The sequence below is a fragment of the Arthrobacter sp. S41 genome (assembly GCF_004320535.1).
Taxonomy (GTDB): Bacteria; Actinomycetota; Actinomycetes; order Actinomycetales; family Micrococcaceae; genus Glutamicibacter.
Genome location: NZ_SIHY01000003.1, coordinates 219,720 through 235,556, shown reverse-complemented (window position 1 = coordinate 235,556; position 15,837 = coordinate 219,720). Strand labels below are relative to the sequence as shown.

At 55.4% G+C, this 15,837-nt stretch carries 13 protein-coding genes and 1 riboswitch; of the genes, 5 read left to right on the top strand and 8 right to left on the bottom strand.

The annotated features are described in order from the left end of the window. Positions 1-195 precede the first annotated feature (195 nt). Both EYR88_RS15095 and EYR88_RS15090 read right to left on the bottom strand, forming a co-directional pair. Positions 196-690 (bottom strand): CoA-binding protein, encoded by a 495-nt coding sequence (locus EYR88_RS15095; RefSeq protein ID WP_131090586.1) that lies wholly within the window; start codon positions 688-690, stop codon positions 196-198. Then, entirely contained in the window at positions 690-2,063 is a 1,374-nt protein-coding gene (locus EYR88_RS15090; protein ID WP_131090585.1) for an O-acetylhomoserine aminocarboxypropyltransferase/cysteine synthase family protein, read from the bottom strand. Before EYR88_RS15090 ends, EYR88_RS15095 begins: the two co-directional genes overlap by 1 nt. 118 nt (positions 2,064-2,181) lie before the next feature. Then, a riboswitch (SAM riboswitch) is annotated at positions 2,182-2,276 on the bottom strand. Positions 2,277-2,387: 111 nt separating this feature from the next. On the opposite strand from EYR88_RS15090, the gene EYR88_RS15085 reads away from it, so the two are divergent. From EYR88_RS15085 to EYR88_RS15075, 3 genes are all read left to right on the top strand, one after another. Then, on the top strand, positions 2,388-2,948 hold the full coding sequence (locus EYR88_RS15085) for a histidine phosphatase family protein (RefSeq protein WP_131090584.1): 561 nt from the start codon (positions 2,388-2,390) through the stop codon (positions 2,946-2,948). 95 nt (positions 2,949-3,043) lie between these two features. After that, positions 3,044-3,541 (top strand): sigma-70 family RNA polymerase sigma factor, encoded by a 498-nt coding sequence (locus EYR88_RS15080; RefSeq protein ID WP_131090583.1) that lies wholly within the window; start codon positions 3,044-3,046, stop codon positions 3,539-3,541. A 71-nt stretch (positions 3,542-3,612) separates the two neighbouring features. Next, positions 3,613-4,167 carry a methylated-DNA--[protein]-cysteine S-methyltransferase gene (locus tag EYR88_RS15075; RefSeq protein ID WP_242632623.1) on the top strand — a complete coding sequence of 185 codons (555 nt, stop codon included), beginning with the start codon at positions 3,613-3,615 and terminating at the stop codon, positions 4,165-4,167. 14 nt (positions 4,168-4,181) lie between these two features. Here the strand turns inward: EYR88_RS15075 and EYR88_RS15070 are convergent, their stop codons facing one another. After that, the gene (locus EYR88_RS15070) at positions 4,182-5,018 is read right to left on the bottom strand and encodes a shikimate dehydrogenase (protein ID WP_131090581.1); all 837 of its coding nucleotides are present in this window, start codon (positions 5,016-5,018) and stop codon (positions 4,182-4,184) included. 174 nt (positions 5,019-5,192) lie between these two features. Between EYR88_RS15070 and EYR88_RS15065 the strand changes: the two genes are divergently transcribed. Continuing rightward, positions 5,193-6,530 (top strand): MFS transporter, encoded by a 1,338-nt coding sequence (locus EYR88_RS15065; protein WP_131090580.1) that lies wholly within the window; start codon positions 5,193-5,195, stop codon positions 6,528-6,530. A gap of 95 nt (positions 6,531-6,625) precedes the next feature. Here the strand turns inward: EYR88_RS15065 and katG are convergent, their stop codons facing one another. Together katG and EYR88_RS15055 are read right to left on the bottom strand one after the other, a co-directional pair. Then, complete coding sequence (gene katG, locus EYR88_RS15060) at positions 6,626-8,806, bottom strand: catalase/peroxidase HPI (protein WP_131090579.1); 2,181 nt, start codon at positions 8,804-8,806, stop codon at positions 6,626-6,628. 90 nt (positions 8,807-8,896) lie between these two features. Further along, positions 8,897-9,331: a Fur family transcriptional regulator gene (locus tag EYR88_RS15055; RefSeq protein ID WP_207306535.1), complete on the bottom strand. Its 435-nt coding sequence runs from the start codon at positions 9,329-9,331 to the stop codon at positions 8,897-8,899. Positions 9,332-9,991: 660 nt separating this feature from the next. On the opposite strand from EYR88_RS15055, the gene EYR88_RS15050 reads away from it, so the two are divergent. Further along, positions 9,992-11,839, top strand: coding sequence for a BCCT family transporter (locus EYR88_RS15050; RefSeq protein WP_131090578.1), 1,848 nt, complete (start codon positions 9,992-9,994; stop codon positions 11,837-11,839). Positions 11,840-11,945: 106 nt separating this feature from the next. Here the strand turns inward: EYR88_RS15050 and acs are convergent, their stop codons facing one another. Genes acs through EYR88_RS15035 form a run of 3 tightly spaced genes read right to left on the bottom strand, consistent with a single transcriptional unit; the run spans position 11,946 to position 15,811 of the window. Then, a complete protein-coding gene (gene acs / locus EYR88_RS15045) occupies positions 11,946-13,952 on the bottom strand; it encodes an acetate--CoA ligase (protein WP_262199682.1) in 2,007 nt (668 codons plus the stop codon). 17 nt (positions 13,953-13,969) lie between these two features. Beyond that, entirely contained in the window at positions 13,970-14,782 is an 813-nt protein-coding gene (locus tag EYR88_RS15040) for an ABC transporter permease (RefSeq protein ID WP_131090576.1), read from the bottom strand. 6 nt (positions 14,783-14,788) lie between these two features. After that, entirely contained in the window at positions 14,789-15,811 is a 1,023-nt protein-coding gene (locus EYR88_RS15035) for an aliphatic sulfonate ABC transporter substrate-binding protein (protein ID WP_131090575.1), read from the bottom strand. Between the last annotated feature and the right edge of the window lie 26 nt (positions 15,812-15,837).

Sequence of the window (15,837 nt, the reverse complement as noted above, 5' to 3'; positions counted from 1 at the left end):
AGTGGGGAGCCAGTTGCCCGAAAAAATCGGTCTTAAAACTTTGATCTGCACGGGTCTTGGTGGGCACGTTTACCTCGTGAGTTCTAGAACCTAGGACCAGAAAAATCTGGGTATGCTGAACCGCAATAGACAGCTAACGCCGCTGGCGGGCAACCAAAAGGTTGCCCGCCAGCGGCGTTAGCTGATCAGGACTGTTTACGCGAGAACCTGACGCTTCGAAGAAATTACACCGGTATTAAAGCCGGCCAAGCGCAGTCCGCCATGGAAACGCGCGTGCTCAATCTTCACGCAGCGATCCATTACTACGTTCATGCCGGCCGCTTCGGCCCGGCGGGCCACGTCTTCATGCCATGAACCTAACTGGAGCCACAGGGTCTTTGCGCCAACGGCCAATGCCTCATCTAAAACTGACGGCATGTCATCGTGCTTGCGGAAGACCTCCACCAGATCTGGAGTCTCTGGCAGATCTGCCAGCGACTTGTAGACCGGCTGGCCCAGGATCTCATCGAGTACCGGGTTGATGAAGTACACCTTGTACTTAGACGAAGAAAGTAAATAGGTCGCCACGAAGTAGCTGGCCCGTGAAGGCTTATTGGATGCGCCAACAATGGCAACGGTCTTGGTATCGCGCAGGATGGTCAGGCGCTGCGCAGCTCCCGGACCTTCCCAGGTGCGTTCGGTGGTGCTCATTAGTTAGCTCCCTTCGGTGCTGCGTTAATGGTGCAAGCCGCACCATCATAGGTCGGTTCTGCAAAATCATCGGCGGAAGAAGCGACTGCTTCTTGCGAAGCGGTTAATGCCTGATCCAGATCCCAGAGGATGTCTTCAACATCTTCTAGGCCCACCGATAAACGGATCAGATCTTCAGGAACGCCGGCCGCATTCAATTGCTCTGGGCTCAACTGCTGGTGCGTGGTGGAGGCAGGGTGCAGCACCAAGGTGCGGGCATCGCCGATATTGGCAAGGTGGCTTGCCAGCTGCAAGGCCTCGATGAACTTGGTGCCGGCTTTGCGTCCGCCTTTCACGCCGAAGCTGAACACTGAACCCACTCCCATGGGCAACAGTTCCTTGGCGTGAGCAAACTGCGGGTGGGATTCCAGACCGGCGTAGTTCACGTAGGTAACGCGGGGATCTGCTTCGAGCCAAGCAGCAACCTGCTTGGCGTTGGCCAAGTGGTTGTCCATGCGCTGTGGCAAAGTTTCTAGGCCCTGCAAAAGCTGGAAAGCTGACTGGGCCGGCAGTGCCGGGCCGAAGTCGCGCAGCTGCTCGCTGCGCAGTTTGGTCAGGAACCCGTATTCACCGAAGTTGGCCCACCAGGAAACATTGCCGTAGCTGGCCACCGGTTCGGTCATGGCAGGGAACTTGCCGTTGCCCCAGTCGAACTTTCCGGACTCAATAACAACGCCACCCAGGGTGGTGCCGTGGCCGCCAATGAACTTGGTTGCCGAATGGATGACAATATCGGCACCGTGCTCAAGGGGACGCAGGATGTATGGGGGAGTAAGCGTGGAATCAACTACCAGTGGGATTTGGTGGCGGTGTGCCACTTCGGCCAAGCCCTTCACATCGGCAATGTCACCGGATGGGTTGGCTATCACCTCGGTATATACGGCCTTGGTGTTCTCCTGGATCGCGGCGTCAAAGTCGGCTGGATCATTGGAATCAATGAAGGTGGTGTTAATGCCAAATCGACGCAAGGAAACATCCAGCTGGGTGATGGTGCCACCGTAGAGCTTGGAGGAAGCGACAATGTGGTCGCCAGCTTGGGCGAGAGCTGCGAAGGTGACAAATTCGGCAGCCATGCCAGAACCGGTAGCTACTGCGCCGATGCCACCTTCCAAGGAGGCCATGCGTTCTTCAAAGGCCGCGACGGTTGGGTTGCCAATACGTGAGTAGGTAGTGCCGTACTTCTGCAGCGCAAAAAGGTTCGCTGCATCGTCGGTGTCTTTAAAGACAAATGAAGTGCTTTGGTAAATGGGTACTGCTCGGGCGCCGTGCTCGGCGTCGGGGGTGCCACCGGCGTGCAATGCGCGGGTGCGGAATCCAAATTTATGATCTGCCATGATGGCTTACGACTCCTTGTCGATTGGGTTTTCGCGTTTCACCGCTCAGCGGTGGTGCGATCGAGGCAGGAATCCCGGAATCAATGTCGCTTCTTGTTGTGATTAAACAAGAAAAGCGGCTGCATCGTTTCTGGCGGTAGCACCGTAACCACCGGATGTGGCAGGTTGCTGCGGCTTCATCGAACCAGATCTCTCAGCCGCTCGGGATGGTGTAATAATCTTCGCAACATGACCGATCGTGACCTAACTATGAGTCGTAACGTTGCGTATTAGACGTAATATCGGAGATTCTTCGATATCTATGCACCCCGGTACGCTTGAGTCATGGATACTGCGTTGGCGTTGATCAGACACGGACTGACAGATTGGAATCTGGCGGGACGCCTCCAAGGCCGTACCGACATTCCGCTGAACGACATCGGACGCGAACAAGCCCGCGAAGTTGGACGTGAACTTCAAGGCGCCGGATGGTCACTTTTCCTTGCCTCCCGGTTGGGGCGTGCGCAGGAAACTGCTGCCCTCATTGCCCAGGAAGCGGGAGCGGAAGTAGGCCCACCTGTACCTGAACTAATTGAACGTAGCTTCGGGCCTTTAGAAGGCCGGATCATGGCTGAGGTCAGTGACGAAGAATCGGCAGCAGCCCAGCCTGAGCTGGAACCAATTGAGCAGATCCTACGCCGTGCCATTCCAGCTTTGCTTCACTTAACGGTCAAGTACGCCGGACAGAAGATTGCGGTGGTGAGCCACGGAGCGACAATGCGCGTGATCCGTGATGCACTGACCGGGATTAAGGCACCGTACGGAGTAGAAAACGGTGAACTGATCCACATTGATCTGGATCGGCTCCAGGCCTTAGCCCGCGAACTAGATCTGGTCTCCCTCTAAAGCTGAAAAGTTTTTCCTTTGACCTGCTCACACTTTTGCCGCGCACAACGTTTACATGGTGAAAGCCCTTAAAGGTGCCAATTCTCAGGAGAGCCATGCAAGTGCCGTTTGAGCGGATAGTCCAAGATTATGGGCTGAACGTATTACGTGTTTGCCGTGCCTTGTTGGACGAACACCGTGCCCAGGACGCATGGTCTGAGACATTTTTATCTGCACTGAGCGCCTATCCAAAACTTCCTGAAGAAGCCAATGTTCTAGCGTGGCTGGTGCGTATCGCAAGAAATAAGGCTATTGACGAGCTGCGCAAGAATAAGCCAGAAATTCTCGATGATCTTCAATCCTGGGAACAGGTTGATGATGGCCAGCAATCCGAAGCGCAGCTAGAGAATCTAGTGCTGTGGCAAGAAGTCGGACGGTTGCCGCACAAGCAACGCTTGGTTGTCGCCTACAGGTACTTGGGAGGACTGAACTATGCGCAAATCGCAGACATCCTTTCTGGAACGGAAGCGGCAGCGCGTCGGGCAGGTGCTGATGGGATCAAAAATCTTCGACGAATGCTCGAGGATGACACACTGTGGCAGGAGCAGTCATGACTGATGCAACATCTACTTCCCAAGCGACCAACGAAGAAGCTGCGCTTTTGGGGCAGCTGGGCGGACAACTGATGATTAAGGCCCGTGCTAAAGACTTGATTGATGTGTCCTACCGCGTGGTTGATTCTCCGGTGGGTTCACTGCTTTTGGCCAGCACCCCGGCGGGACTGGTTCGGGTGGCTTTTGAATCTGAAGATCACGATAAAATACTGTCTTTGCTCGCTACGAAACTTAGTCCACGAATCCTCAAAGATGCCTCGCGTTTAGATGCGGTGGCCCGGCAGCTTGATGAATACTTTGCTGGTGCCCGGCACAGTTTTGATGTGCCTTTGGACTTGAAGCTCTCAACAACTTTCCGCCGCCAAGTGCAGGAAGAACTGGCTGCGATTGATTACGGACAAACCTGGAGCTATTCGCAGATGGCTGAGCGGATTGGTAATCCCAAGGCCGTTCGTGCGGTGGGTTCGGCCTGCGCGACCAACCCGATCCCCATCGTTTTACCCTGCCACCGAGTGCTGCGCACCGACGGTTCGCTGGGCGGCTATCTGGGTGGATTGGATGCAAAGACGCAGCTGCTGAAGCTAGAGAATCCTGCGTTTGGAAGTTCAGCGCAGCGATTGTTCTAGGTTCAGAAACCTGCCTACTGATTTTCTCGAATGCCACTGAGCGATTCACGCAGTTCTGCGACGGTTTGTTCAGGAAGTTCAAGAAGCGGAACCATTGCCGCTGCCTGAAGTAAGAGATGCTCCCAACCGTCGGTATATTCAAGGCCTTGTGCGATCGCGGCCTTGATGGTTCCGGTGGTGTGCTCAGCGTAAACAAAATCGTAAACGTAACTCCCCGGGGAGAGGGTTGTGGTTCCCCACGCGGCGCCGTCCTCTGGGTACTTCCCGATGGGTGTGGCATTGATGATCAGTGAAGCTTTGGTAGCAACCTGCGAAGCCGCAGACCAGTCGACGACGGTTCCGGAAATTCCCATGCGGGTTGCAAGATCTAATAGCTGCTGAGCCACTTCGATGTCTTGATCGGTGATGGTTACCTCGGTGATGTGCTCCTTGAGGGCAATCAGGGCTGCGCGTGCCGCGCCGCCTGCACCGAGGAGTAGTACGTGTTGATGGGTTTTGGTGGCTAGCTTTTCTTCCACCGCGCTGATGTCGGTGTTGTAGGCATCAAGCTGACCGTTGTTGCGGATCAGTAGGTTCGCAGCCCCGCTGAGGGCGACCTGTTCAGTGCATGTATCGGCGGCGCTGGCAGCCCATTGTTTATGGGGCATGGTCACATTGGCTGCTATGACCGTGGGATCCAAAAGACCATCACGCGTAGGCTGCATTTCACTTCCAGCAGGAACATCCCACGGTTGATAGTTCCAACCGTTTCCCAAGGCTTCGAACACTGGGTTCCAAAGATTTGGAGACATTGTGGTCGAGGCGTGAGAACCAATGATAAAAAGTTGCGTGGTCTTCTCTGGGCGGTTCATAGTTTCCTTTCGGCGTAAACGAGTGCAGCGGTCAATTGATTGCTTCATATGTCTTGTGACGCGCCTCACCTTGCTGTATTTTATTCATTGTCACATATCGCACGATAGTGCGCATACCGCACAAAAGGTTTAGTGCATGAGCGAAACATCCCCGCCGTCGTGGAAGGACAACCCATGGGTAAGACCATCACCAATACGGGAGTCAGCATTGACTCCGAACAAGAACGCAAGTTGAAACGGGCTAAAAAAGCTGCGCTCGCTGGTTTTCTTGGTGGCGCATTGGAGTACTACGACTTCTTTATCTATGCGACGGCTGCATCTTTGGTCTTCTCAAAGATTTTCTTCCCTACTGGAGATGCGACCATTGCGATGCTTGCTTCCTTCGCGACTTTTGGTGTCGCCTACATTGCCCGCCCTTTCGGTGCAGTGTTCTTCGGGCACCTTGGCGACAAGCTTGGACGTAAAGCCACTTTGGTGATGACTCTGGTGCTAATGGGCTCAGCCACCTTCCTTATTGGTGTCCTGCCCGATTTCCGTACGGTGGGATACTGGGCCCCAGCACTGTTGGTGGTCTTGCGACTGATGCAGGGTCTATCGGCCGGCGCTGAAACCGCAGGTGCTTCTGCACTATCTACGGAAGAGGCTCCGGAAGGGCGAAGAGGATTCTTCGCAAGCTTTGCCATGAGCGGGATTTCTTTTGGCATCGTCCTAGCTTCGCTGGCCTTCCTGCCGGTGGCAGCAATGGACGAGTCGGCACGCTTGGCGTGGGGTTGGCGTATCCCGTTCTGGCTTTCGCTTCTGGTCTTGCTGGCTGCTTACCTAGTTCGCCGTTCCTTGGATGAGCCAGAAATCTTTGAAGAAAAGCAGGAAAGCGACGGACTGGTCAAGCTTCCGTTTACCAATATGATCTCCACTCACCCTGCTCAGTTCTTCCAAGTCGCCTTGATGTCCTTCCAGGTGGTCACCAATACCTTCATGCAGTCATTCGGTCTGGCCTATGCGGTCTCCGTGGGAGTCTCGGCATCCACAATGTTGTGGGTGAGTATCGCTGGAAATATCATCGCTATCGCCAGCCAGCCATTCTTTGCTCGACTCTCGGATTCCTTTGGGCGAAAGAAGGTCTTTGTTTCAGGTGTAGTGGGATCCGGGGTCATGATCTTTGTGTACTTCATGACGATTTCCACGGGAAATCTGGCGATGATATTTGTTTCAAGCATGATGATTACCGCTGGAACCTACGCTGCCTCAAACTCGGTGTACCCGGCCTGGTTCTCGGAGCTGTTCAATGTCAAGGTGCGCTATTCAGGAATGGCTATCGGATTGCAGGTCGGCATCCTTTGCGCAGGCTTTACCCCGATGCTCGCCACTGCATTGGTTGGCGGGGTCTCCGCGAACTGGGGTCCCGCAGCGTGGATCGTTGCCGGTTCATCTGTTCTGGCAGTCATCGGTGCGCTGTGGGCGCGCGAAACTAACAAGACCGAACTGCGGGAGCTAGGAAACCCTGTTCCGTAAGCGCGCTGTTTCAGGTCTACCTGCTTAAACGACTGCGGCCGCCACCTTCCGAATGATTCGGAAAGTGGCGGCCACAGTTATGTGCCTAGGACCGCTTACTTACGCAGTTCGAAGCGATCTGCATCCATGAGCTTGGCCCACGCTGCAGCGAAGTCCTTGACGAACTTGGTCTTGGCATCATCCGAAGCGTAAACCTCGGCCAGTGCGCGCAGCTCAGAGTTCGAGCCGAAGACTAGATCTACGCGGCTGCCGACCCAGCGGCCGTCAGTGGTTGCGTAGGTCTTCTCTTCTGCATCTGGGGTCCACTCAAGGCCCAGTTCCAGCAGGTTAGCGAAGAAGTCGTTGGTCAGTGCACCTGGGGTCTCGGTGAACACGCCGGTGTTCGAGCCATCCCAGTTGTTGCCCAGTACGCGCAGGCCACCAAGCAGTACAGCGGTTTCCGGTGCGGTCAGACCCAGCAGGTTAGCGCGATCCAACAGCAGGTACTCGGAAGGCAGGTTCAAGAAGCCTGAGTCGTAGTTACGGAAACCGTCAGCTACTGGCTCCAGCCATGCGAACTGCTCAACGTCGGTCTGCTCTTGGGTTGCGTCAACACGGCCCGGGGTGAATGGAACCTCGATCTGCTGACCGCCAGCTGCAGCGCCCAACTCAACACCTACGTTGCCGGCAAGAACCACAACGTCAGCGAACGAAGCCTTGACCAACGAAGTGGCGTTGAAGTTCTCAACAATTTCTTCCAGCTTCGCGATGACGATCTTAAGCTGCTCTGGCTGGTTCACGCTCCAGGAAACCTGTGGTTCCAGACGGATGCGGCCACCGTTGGCGCCACCACGCTTGTCTGAGGAACGGAAAGTTGCCGCTGCCTTCCATGCGGTGGAAACCAGCTGCTGAACGCTCAGACCGGAGTTCTTGATCAGTTCCTTCAGCGAGGAGATCTCTGCAGCGCCCAGGGTGGTCTCTGGTGCAGCTGGCAGTGGATCCTGCCAGAGCAGGTCTTCTGCTGGAACCTCTGGACCGAAGTAGCGGGACTTCGGGCCCATGTCGCGGTGGGTCAGCTTGAACCAAGCGCGAGCAAAGGCGTCAGCGAACTTTTCCTGGTTGTCCTTGAACTCGCGGGAGATCAATTCGTAAGCAGGATCTACGCGCAGTGCCAGGTCGCTGGTGAGCATGCGTGGTTCTCGGCGAGCTGCAGCGTTGTGAGCCATAGGAACCAAGTCGGCACCGCCACCATCCTTTGGACGCCACTGCTGTGCGCCGGCCTCAGAGTGGAACAGTTCCCACTCGTAAGCGAAGAGGATGTGGAAGAACTCGTTATCCCAACGGGTTGGGTGGTAGGTCCAGGTAACTTCCAGACCGGAACCGATGGTGTCATCGCCACTGCCGGTACCGAAGTCAGACTTCCAGCCCAAGCCCTGCATTTCCAATGGGGAAGCTTCTGGGTCGCCACTCTTGTGCGACTCTGCGCTGGCACCGTGGGTCTTACCGAAGGTGTGGCCACCGGCAATCAGGGCGACAGTCTCTTCATCATCCATGCCCATGCGGCGGAAGGTTTCGCGAATATCAGCTGCGGAGGCCAGTGGGTCAGCAACACCGTCTGGACCCTCAGGGTTGACGTAGATCAGACCCATCTGGACTGCAGCCAGTGGAGCCTCAAGGTTGCGGGCGCCGGTGTAGCGTTCGCTATCCAGCCATACCTTTTCTGGACCCCAGTAAACGTCGTCGTCTGATTCCCAAACGTCCTTGCGGCCGCCGGCGAAGCCGAAGGTCTTGAAGCCCATATCTTCCAGAGCCACGTTACCGGCAAGGATCATCAGGTCGGCCCAGGAGATCGACTGGCCGTACTTCTTCTTTACTGGCCACAGCAGACGGCGAGCCTTATCCAGGTTCACGTTATCTGGCCAGGAGTTCAGTGGAGCGAAGCGCTGCTGGCCTGCGGAGCCGCCGCCACGACCGTCGTGTGAACGGTAGGTGCCGGCGGAGTGCCAAGCCATGCGGATTAAGAATGGACCGTAGTGACCGAAGTCAGCTGGCCACCAGTCGTAAGACTTGGTCATTAGCTCAGCTAGGTCAGCCTTGACCGCTGCCAGATCCAAAGCTTCAAAAGCCTTGATGTAATCGAAGTCTGCATCCAGAGGGTTAGTAGCCTCCTGATTTTTTGCAAGGATCTTTAGATTTAGCTTATTTGGCCACCACTCGGTGTTGGCGTTGCCCTGGGTCGGGTGTACTCGACCAGTGTTGCCTACAACCGGGCACTGACCTGCTGTTGTCTCAGACATATGCTTTTCCTTCCGGATTTCTTGGGTTTAGGGATCGATGCTCATCGCGCGAGAAGTAACGCTCGATGACAAAGCGTAAGGGCCTTGCGGTTACTCGTTGATCAGCTCAGCCTGGCATTCGGGGCAGGTGCCCCAGTAGATGACTTCGGCTTCGTCAATTTTAAAGCCGTGATCATCCGAGGCGTGTAGACATGGCGCTCCGCCGACGGCGCAGTCGACGTCTGCGAGTTTTCCGCACCGGCGACAAACCACATGATGGTGGTTATCGCCAACGCGGGTTTCGTAGCGCGCAATATGGCCTTGTGGCTGAATCTGACGGATAACACCCAAGCTAGTGAAGAGTTTGAGTGAATCGTAGACCGCTTGGTGTGACACTGCGGGGTGCTCGCGGTGGACCGCCGAAATAATTGTTTCGGTGTCACCATGAGGGTTTGCTGCAACTGCTGCGAGGACAGCAACGCGCGGTTGCGTCACTCGCATGGATGCCGCTTTGAGCACTTGCTCAATCCCGTCCTGTGATGTCATATCTTCAGCATGCCTGCTTATTTTGAACGAGTCAAGATAAGTCGCAATGTATTTCAGGTTACGTCACAAAGACCTGCTGGTTAATCGCCACTTCACTGGCTGGTTAGTGAATATTCCGAATGGAGAATATGTTCTGCTGGATCTGAATCAGGGCCCAGCGTGTGCAGATGAGGCAATTCTTGCTCCACACAATTGCAAATTGCTCCAGAATCTCAGGGCTAGAATTCGGGTCCTGGAAGTCAGAAATAGGTGTGGCTCTCACGGGGAATTGCGCTCACGAGAGGGAGCTCACAGGTTTGCAATCCCTTAGGCATACTGCGCGAAAAACGGGCCATCTTGGGTCAAGAACCGCGAAAAATCAGCACTCTGGTTTGACCAATGGGTGTCGTTCGACCATGCTTAAAAAGGACTATTTACGATTTATTGTGAGAATCCGAGAAGAAATAGCGTCGGGTCACCGGAGAAATTGCCCGGTCATTCCCACAGGGTCGCTGTACCAATCAGCGCCCGCTGACGCTAGATTTGGAATCAGTAAATCTACACCGATAAGCAATTCGCAATCAAGCACACTGCACGGCAACCACTTCCCGCGGGAACGGTTGTTTGTCGGGCTCCGGCCGGATTTCATCCGCAGAGCCTCACCAGTGAAGGAAGAACGCAATGGAGCAGACGGATCAATCTTTTGAAGACCTCGTCGGCGAGCTGCATTCGGCTCGACAACGACGACCAAAGAAATATTCGGTTTCAGGAACCGACTATTGGGTATTTGGTATCGCCGGCGCCTTAGCGCTGGCATTTATTGTGTGGGGTTTTGTGACCCCTGAGGGCCTAGGCAAAGCCTCAGATGTAGCCCTTGACTGGGTCATCACCAACACCGGTTGGCTGTTTGTTATTGCAGCCTCGGTCTTTGCACTCTTTGTCATTGTGGTCGCCGCGAAAAACTTCGGGCGCATCCCACTAGGCAAGGACGACGAAAAACCACACTTCAGCACTGTTTCATGGATCTCCATGATGTTTGCTACCGGTATGGGTATCGGCCTGGTCTTTTACGGCGTAGGAGAACCACTGTTCTTCTACATGTCGCCTCCACCAGGAACTGTTGAAGGTTCCACGGACGCAGCATTAAGCACCGCCATGGGTACCACGCTGTTCCACTGGACGCTGTTCCCATGGGCAATGTACGCCATCGTTGGTTTGGGTATGGCCTACGGTAGTTTCCGTTTGGGACGCCCACAGCTATTCTCAGCGATGTTCACCTCGATCTTCGGTGAGCGCATCATCCACGGCTGGGGCGGACGAACCATTAACATCTTGGCTATTATCGCCACCCTGTTCGGTTCGGCCTGTTCCCTGGGCCTGGGCGCACTGCAGATCGGCGGCGGTATCCAGTCCGCTGGAATCATGGAGAAGGTTGGCTCCGGTGTACTGGTAGTCATCATCGCTATCCTTACCGCACTGTTTGTTGCCTCGGCCGTTTCCGGCATTGAGCGTGGCATTCAGTGGCTGTCGAACATCAACATGGTTCTGGCAGTGATCTTGGCACTGATCGTATTCATCGGTGGACCAACCCTATTCATCCTGAACGTTATTCCTAACGCAGTAGGTGCCTTCATTGGTGACCTGCCGCAGATGGCATCACGCACGGCTGCCTCGGGTGACAGCACCATGTCTAGCTGGCTGTCCTCCTGGACCGTCTTCTACTGGGCTTGGTGGATCTCATGGAGCCCATTCGTAGGCTTGTTCATCGCGCGCATCTCGCGCGGTCGCACCATCCGTCAGTTTGTCACCGGCGTTCTTCTGGTTCCATCAGCCGTAACGCTGGTCTGGTTCTCGATCTTCGGCGGCGGCGCCATTGGTTTGCAGGAACGTGCAGAGCGTGCAGGTAACACCGGCGACATGCTGACCAAGATGGCGGACGGAGCTCCGGACATCAACTTCGACCTGGTCCTCTTCGACCTGCTCGATAAGCTTCCGGTCTCCGGTTGGGTCGCAACGATCCTCATGATCGTCACGGTCTTGCTGATTGCCATCTTCTTTGTCACCGGCGCTGACTCGGCATCCATCGTGATGGGTGCACTGAGCGAACGTGGTGCAGAGGAACCAAGCAAGAAGGCAGTGATCTTCTGGGGTGTGGCTACCGGTGCTGTGGCAGCAGTGATGTTGCTAGCCGGTGGTGATCATCCGGCCGAGGCACTGAATGGTCTGAAGAACATCACCATCGTTTCGGCACTGCCGTTTGTGATCGTGATGCTGCTACTGTGCGTTGCACTGTGGAAGGACCTGAGCCGAGATCCGCTGATCTTGCGCGGCAAGGTGGCACGTACCGTGCTGGAGCAATCGGTGACCCAGGGCGTGGACCGGCATGAAGGTAGCCAGTTCAGCTTGATGACCACCGAAATCCCTATCGTTCAGCCGGCACAACAGCCTGGTGAATCAACTGGGGAAGCAACACAGGTATTTGTTACTGAAGCTGATGAGAAACCATTGGATCAGTCCAAGGACTCGTAGCTAGAAGCTCGTAGCTAAACAGTAAACAAGCCTCGTCTGGCAATTGCCAGACGAGGCTTGTTTACGTTAACGCACTTTGTGTTCTGAAGCAGGACTACCTGCCAAACTAGTTGCGTGCCCGGCAGATCGCATTGATTTCAGGGATGCACGGTTCATTTTGCAGGCTGGTGGTATCACCCAAAGCGGTGCCTTCAAAGAGCTGGGTGAGCAAGCGGCGCATGATTTTTCCAGAACGAGTCTTGGGAACGTCTGGAACCAGCACCACATCGCGTGGCTTAGCAATCGGCCCAATTTGCGTGGTTACCGTGGAGCGCAGCTGACTAATAAATTCTGCCTGTCGGGCAGCGAGCTGCTCATCAGGGTGTTCTGCAATCAGGGACTTATCCAGTGGCACCACAAAAGCGGTAGCGGCATGACCGGTCTTTGCATCCGGGGTCGGGCAAACGCCAGCTTCCACCACGCCTGGGTTGGTAACCAACGCTGATTCAATTTCAATGGTGGATAGTCGGTGACCAGAAATGTTGATCACGTCATCAGTGCGGCCAAGAATGAAAATATCTCCATCGTCATCAAAGCGAGCACCGTCCCCAGCCAAGAACCATCCTTGCTGAACGTACTGCTCCCAATAGCTGGTGTAATAACGTTCCGGGTTGCCCCAGACCGTACGTGCCATTGATGGGCCGGTTTGGGTGATGACAATATTGCCTTGGGTATTCGGCGCAACGCTGTTCCCCTGAGCATCCACGATATCTACGCTGACTCCGGGCAGGGCGCGAGCGGCGCACCCTGGCTTGAAGTAGTCATCGGTGGGCAACGGGGAGAGGATGGTAGCTCCGGATTCGGACTGCCACCAGGTATCAACCATGGGCAGACCCGCAGTGGTGTCGCGGCCGAGCTGTTCGCGGAACCACTTCCACGCTTCGGGGTTAACAGCCTCGCCCACGGTGCCGCCAATGTTGATGGTGGACAGATCGTATTTGGCTGGAATACCTTCTGGGAACCACCCCATCAGCGAGCGAACCAAGGTTGGTGCGGTGTAGTAACTGGTGACCTTGTAGCGTTCAATCACTTCAAAGTGTCGTCCCGGGTGCGGCGCATTGGGCACACCCTCGTAGATCACCTGGGTGACGCCGTTAGACAGCGGACCGTAGATCTCGTAGGTGTGCGCGGTAACCCACGCCAAGTCAGCAGTGCACCAGTGCACGTCGTTGTCTCGCTGGGACGCATCAGGGTTGGCGAAGAGCAAGTTGTAGCTCGCGGTTGCCTGGGTCAGGTAACCGCCGGTGGTATGAACCAAACCCTTGGGTTGGCCAGTGGTGCCGGAGGTGTACATGATGAACAGCGGCGTTTCTGAATCAAAGAACTGTGCCTGATGTTCGGTGGACTGGGTCTCTACGGCCTCGTGCCACCACACGTCACGGCCTTCGGTCCAAGGGATCTCATCGCCGGTGCGGCGAATGACCAAGACCTTCTCGATATTGTTCTCACCGGAGACCGCCTGATCGGCATTGGCCTTAACCGCAACTGTGGTGCCACGTCGGTACTGGCCATCGGTGGTGACCAGTACTTTGGCCTTGGTGTCTTCTACTCGGAACTTCAGCGCTTCGGCCGAGAAGCCACCGAAGACCAATGAATGAATGGCTCCGATGCGCGCGCAGGCCAGGGTGATGACGATAGTTTCAATCAACACCGGCAGGTAGATAACGACACGGTCGCCCTTGACTACACCCAGAGCTTCCAATGCATTGGCTGCTTGGCTGATGCGCTCTTGCAGGTTTTTGTAGGTGACGGTCTGTCGGTCACCGGGTTCGCCTTCAAAGTACAGCGCGACTTTGTCTCCGCGGCCAGCAGCGACGTGGCGGTCAGCGCAGTTGACCGCAGCGTTGAGTTGGCCACCTAAGTACCACGAGATTTCTGGACCACGCTTGGCAGCTGCGTCGGCTGGGACGATTTGGCTAGTGGTGTGCCAGTTGGTATCCCAATCGAGGAGGTTTGCCGCTTCGTCCCAGAATGCTTGGCGTGCTTCCTCTGAGGCCAGCGTTGAGGTGGATGCCGATTCGATGGTCATGACAGAAAATTTCCTTGATGTGTTTTTTGGTTGGCGAAGTTGAATTGGGACAGCGGGAACTCTTAGGTCCAACGTTTAATGGCCCAGCGTTCTGCTATCGAGAGCAGGGCGTCGGTAATTTTTCCGAAGATGGCCAACAAGATGATGGTCATGATCAGTCGGTCCAGTCGGCCGTTGTTCTGCGAATCAGTCAGCAGGAAGCCCAGACCCATCGAAGCGCCGAGTAATTCAGCGGCAACAAGGAAGAGCCAAGACTGCGCTAGGGCTAGGCGCAGCCCGGAGAAAATCGAAGGCACCACCGCAGGAAGCTGCACCGTACGCAGCAACTTGATTCCGTTCAGCCCGAAAGATCGGGCGGCTTCTACCAGCTGGGCATCCACATGACGAAGAGCCAAGGCCACGGTGGTGAAGACGGGGAAGAATGCACCAATGATCACTAGGGTGACTTTGGAGTCTTCACCCATTTTCATCCACAGCACCAGCAGCGGGACCCATGCTAAGGATGGCACCGCACGCAACGCACTAATGCTCAAACCCAACAGAGCATCAGCCAATTTGGACAGGCCGACCAGTGCGCCAAGCAGTAGACCGAGCAAGGAACCAAAGAAGAATCCAAGCAATACACGTTGCGTGGAAATGCCAATGTGTTTGCCAAGATCTCCGTCACGCAATAGCTCAACTGCTGAAGTGACTACAGAAGTGGGGGTGGGCAAAGTCCAAGGAGCGACGATTCCAGTGGACGTCACGACCTGCCAGATCACCAGAACAATAACCGGCAAGATCAGGGATAACAACCAGTGTGGAGCGCGCAAGATGGTGGCAGAGACTCCGGATTTAGCCTTCTTCGGATTTCTCGTGGAGACGGTGGTGCTCATTGCTGACTACTCTCCGGAAATTTTGGTTGGGTCAGCTTTGGTAGCAAATTGGTCATCAACCAAAGTTGCTAGGGCCTCGTCTACGGATTCCTGCTTGGAGACATCGCCGCTGGCGACCAAGGTGGGCGCGATAGTCTTCAAGACTTTGGTGTACTCGGTTCCGGGAACGGCCGATACGTCCAAGTTGGAACGTTCTTCGATGACAGTGGTGGCAACCTTAGGATCTAGACCGGCAACATCAGCCAAGATCTTGGCGGTCTCTTCTGGATGCTTGCCCGACCATTCGCGTGCTTTCTCGTAGGAGTCAACGACCAGCTGGGCTAGTTCGGGGCTCTGCTTGATGAAGTCTTCGCGAGCATTAAGTGCACCGTAGGTGTTGAAATCTAGGTTGCGATACAGCAGCTTCGCACCGTCTTGTTCGGCTGCGGCCATGATGGGATCTAGTCCGCTCCAAGCGTCAACCGAACCGTTGACCAACGCGGTACGACCGTCCGCGTGTTGCAGATTCTGTACGGTGATGTCCTTTTCGCTCAGACCTGCCTGCTCTAGTGCTTGAAGCAGGAAGAAGTAAGGATCGGTGCCTTTGGTGGCGGCCACAGTTTTGCCCTTGAGGTCTTTCACCGATTTGATCTTGGAGTCCTTAGCAACCACCAGAGCGGCCCATTCTGGCTGCGAATACAGGTCGATAGTCTTGATCGGTGAACCGTTGGACCGGGCTAACAAAGCGGCGGATCCTGCGGTGGAGCCAACATTCACTGCGTCAGCACGTAATGCTTCATTGGCCTTGTTAGAGCCAGCGGACTGAACCCATTCCACCTTGACGCCTTGATCCTTAGCGGCGTCGTCGAGCCAACCTTTTTCTTTGATGACCAGGCTCAGCGGGTTGTAGGTGGCGAAGTCAATGGACAGGGTCTTATCTGATCCTGAGGCCGTAGCGTTTTCTCCGGCGCAACCGGTCAGGGCAGTAGCCCCGATCAACAGTGCTGCGGTGGCAAGTGCGGTACGTCGAGTGAAGCGGTGCGAAAGCATAATAATCCTCTAAATTGTGCGTGCGG

Coding starts and splice junctions, on each gene's coding strand:
- EYR88_RS15040 (WP_131090576.1), bottom strand. CDS start 14,782: ATGAGCACCACCGTCTCCACGAGAAATCCGAAGAAGGCTAAATCCGGA.
- EYR88_RS15035 (WP_131090575.1), bottom strand. CDS start 15,811: ATGCTTTCGCACCGCTTCACTCGACGTACCGCACTTGCCACCGCAGCA.
- EYR88_RS15095 (WP_131090586.1), bottom strand. CDS start 690: ATGAGCACCACCGAACGCACCTGGGAAGGTCCGGGAGCTGCGCAGCGC.
- EYR88_RS15085 (WP_131090584.1), top strand. CDS start 2,388: ATGGATACTGCGTTGGCGTTGATCAGACACGGACTGACAGATTGGAAT.
- EYR88_RS15070 (WP_131090581.1), bottom strand. CDS start 5,018: ATGAACCGCCCAGAGAAGACCACGCAACTTTTTATCATTGGTTCTCAC.
- EYR88_RS15080 (WP_131090583.1), top strand. CDS start 3,044: ATGCAAGTGCCGTTTGAGCGGATAGTCCAAGATTATGGGCTGAACGTA.
- EYR88_RS15050 (WP_131090578.1), top strand. CDS start 9,992: ATGGAGCAGACGGATCAATCTTTTGAAGACCTCGTCGGCGAGCTGCAT.
- EYR88_RS15075 (WP_242632623.1), top strand. CDS start 3,613: ATGATTAAGGCCCGTGCTAAAGACTTGATTGATGTGTCCTACCGCGTG.
- EYR88_RS15055 (WP_207306535.1), bottom strand. CDS start 9,331: ATGACATCACAGGACGGGATTGAGCAAGTGCTCAAAGCGGCATCCATG.
- EYR88_RS15065 (WP_131090580.1), top strand. CDS start 5,193: ATGGGTAAGACCATCACCAATACGGGAGTCAGCATTGACTCCGAACAA.
- katG (WP_131090579.1), bottom strand. CDS start 8,806: ATGTCTGAGACAACAGCAGGTCAGTGCCCGGTTGTAGGCAACACTGGT.
- EYR88_RS15090 (WP_131090585.1), bottom strand. CDS start 2,063: ATGGCAGATCATAAATTTGGATTCCGCACCCGCGCATTGCACGCCGGT.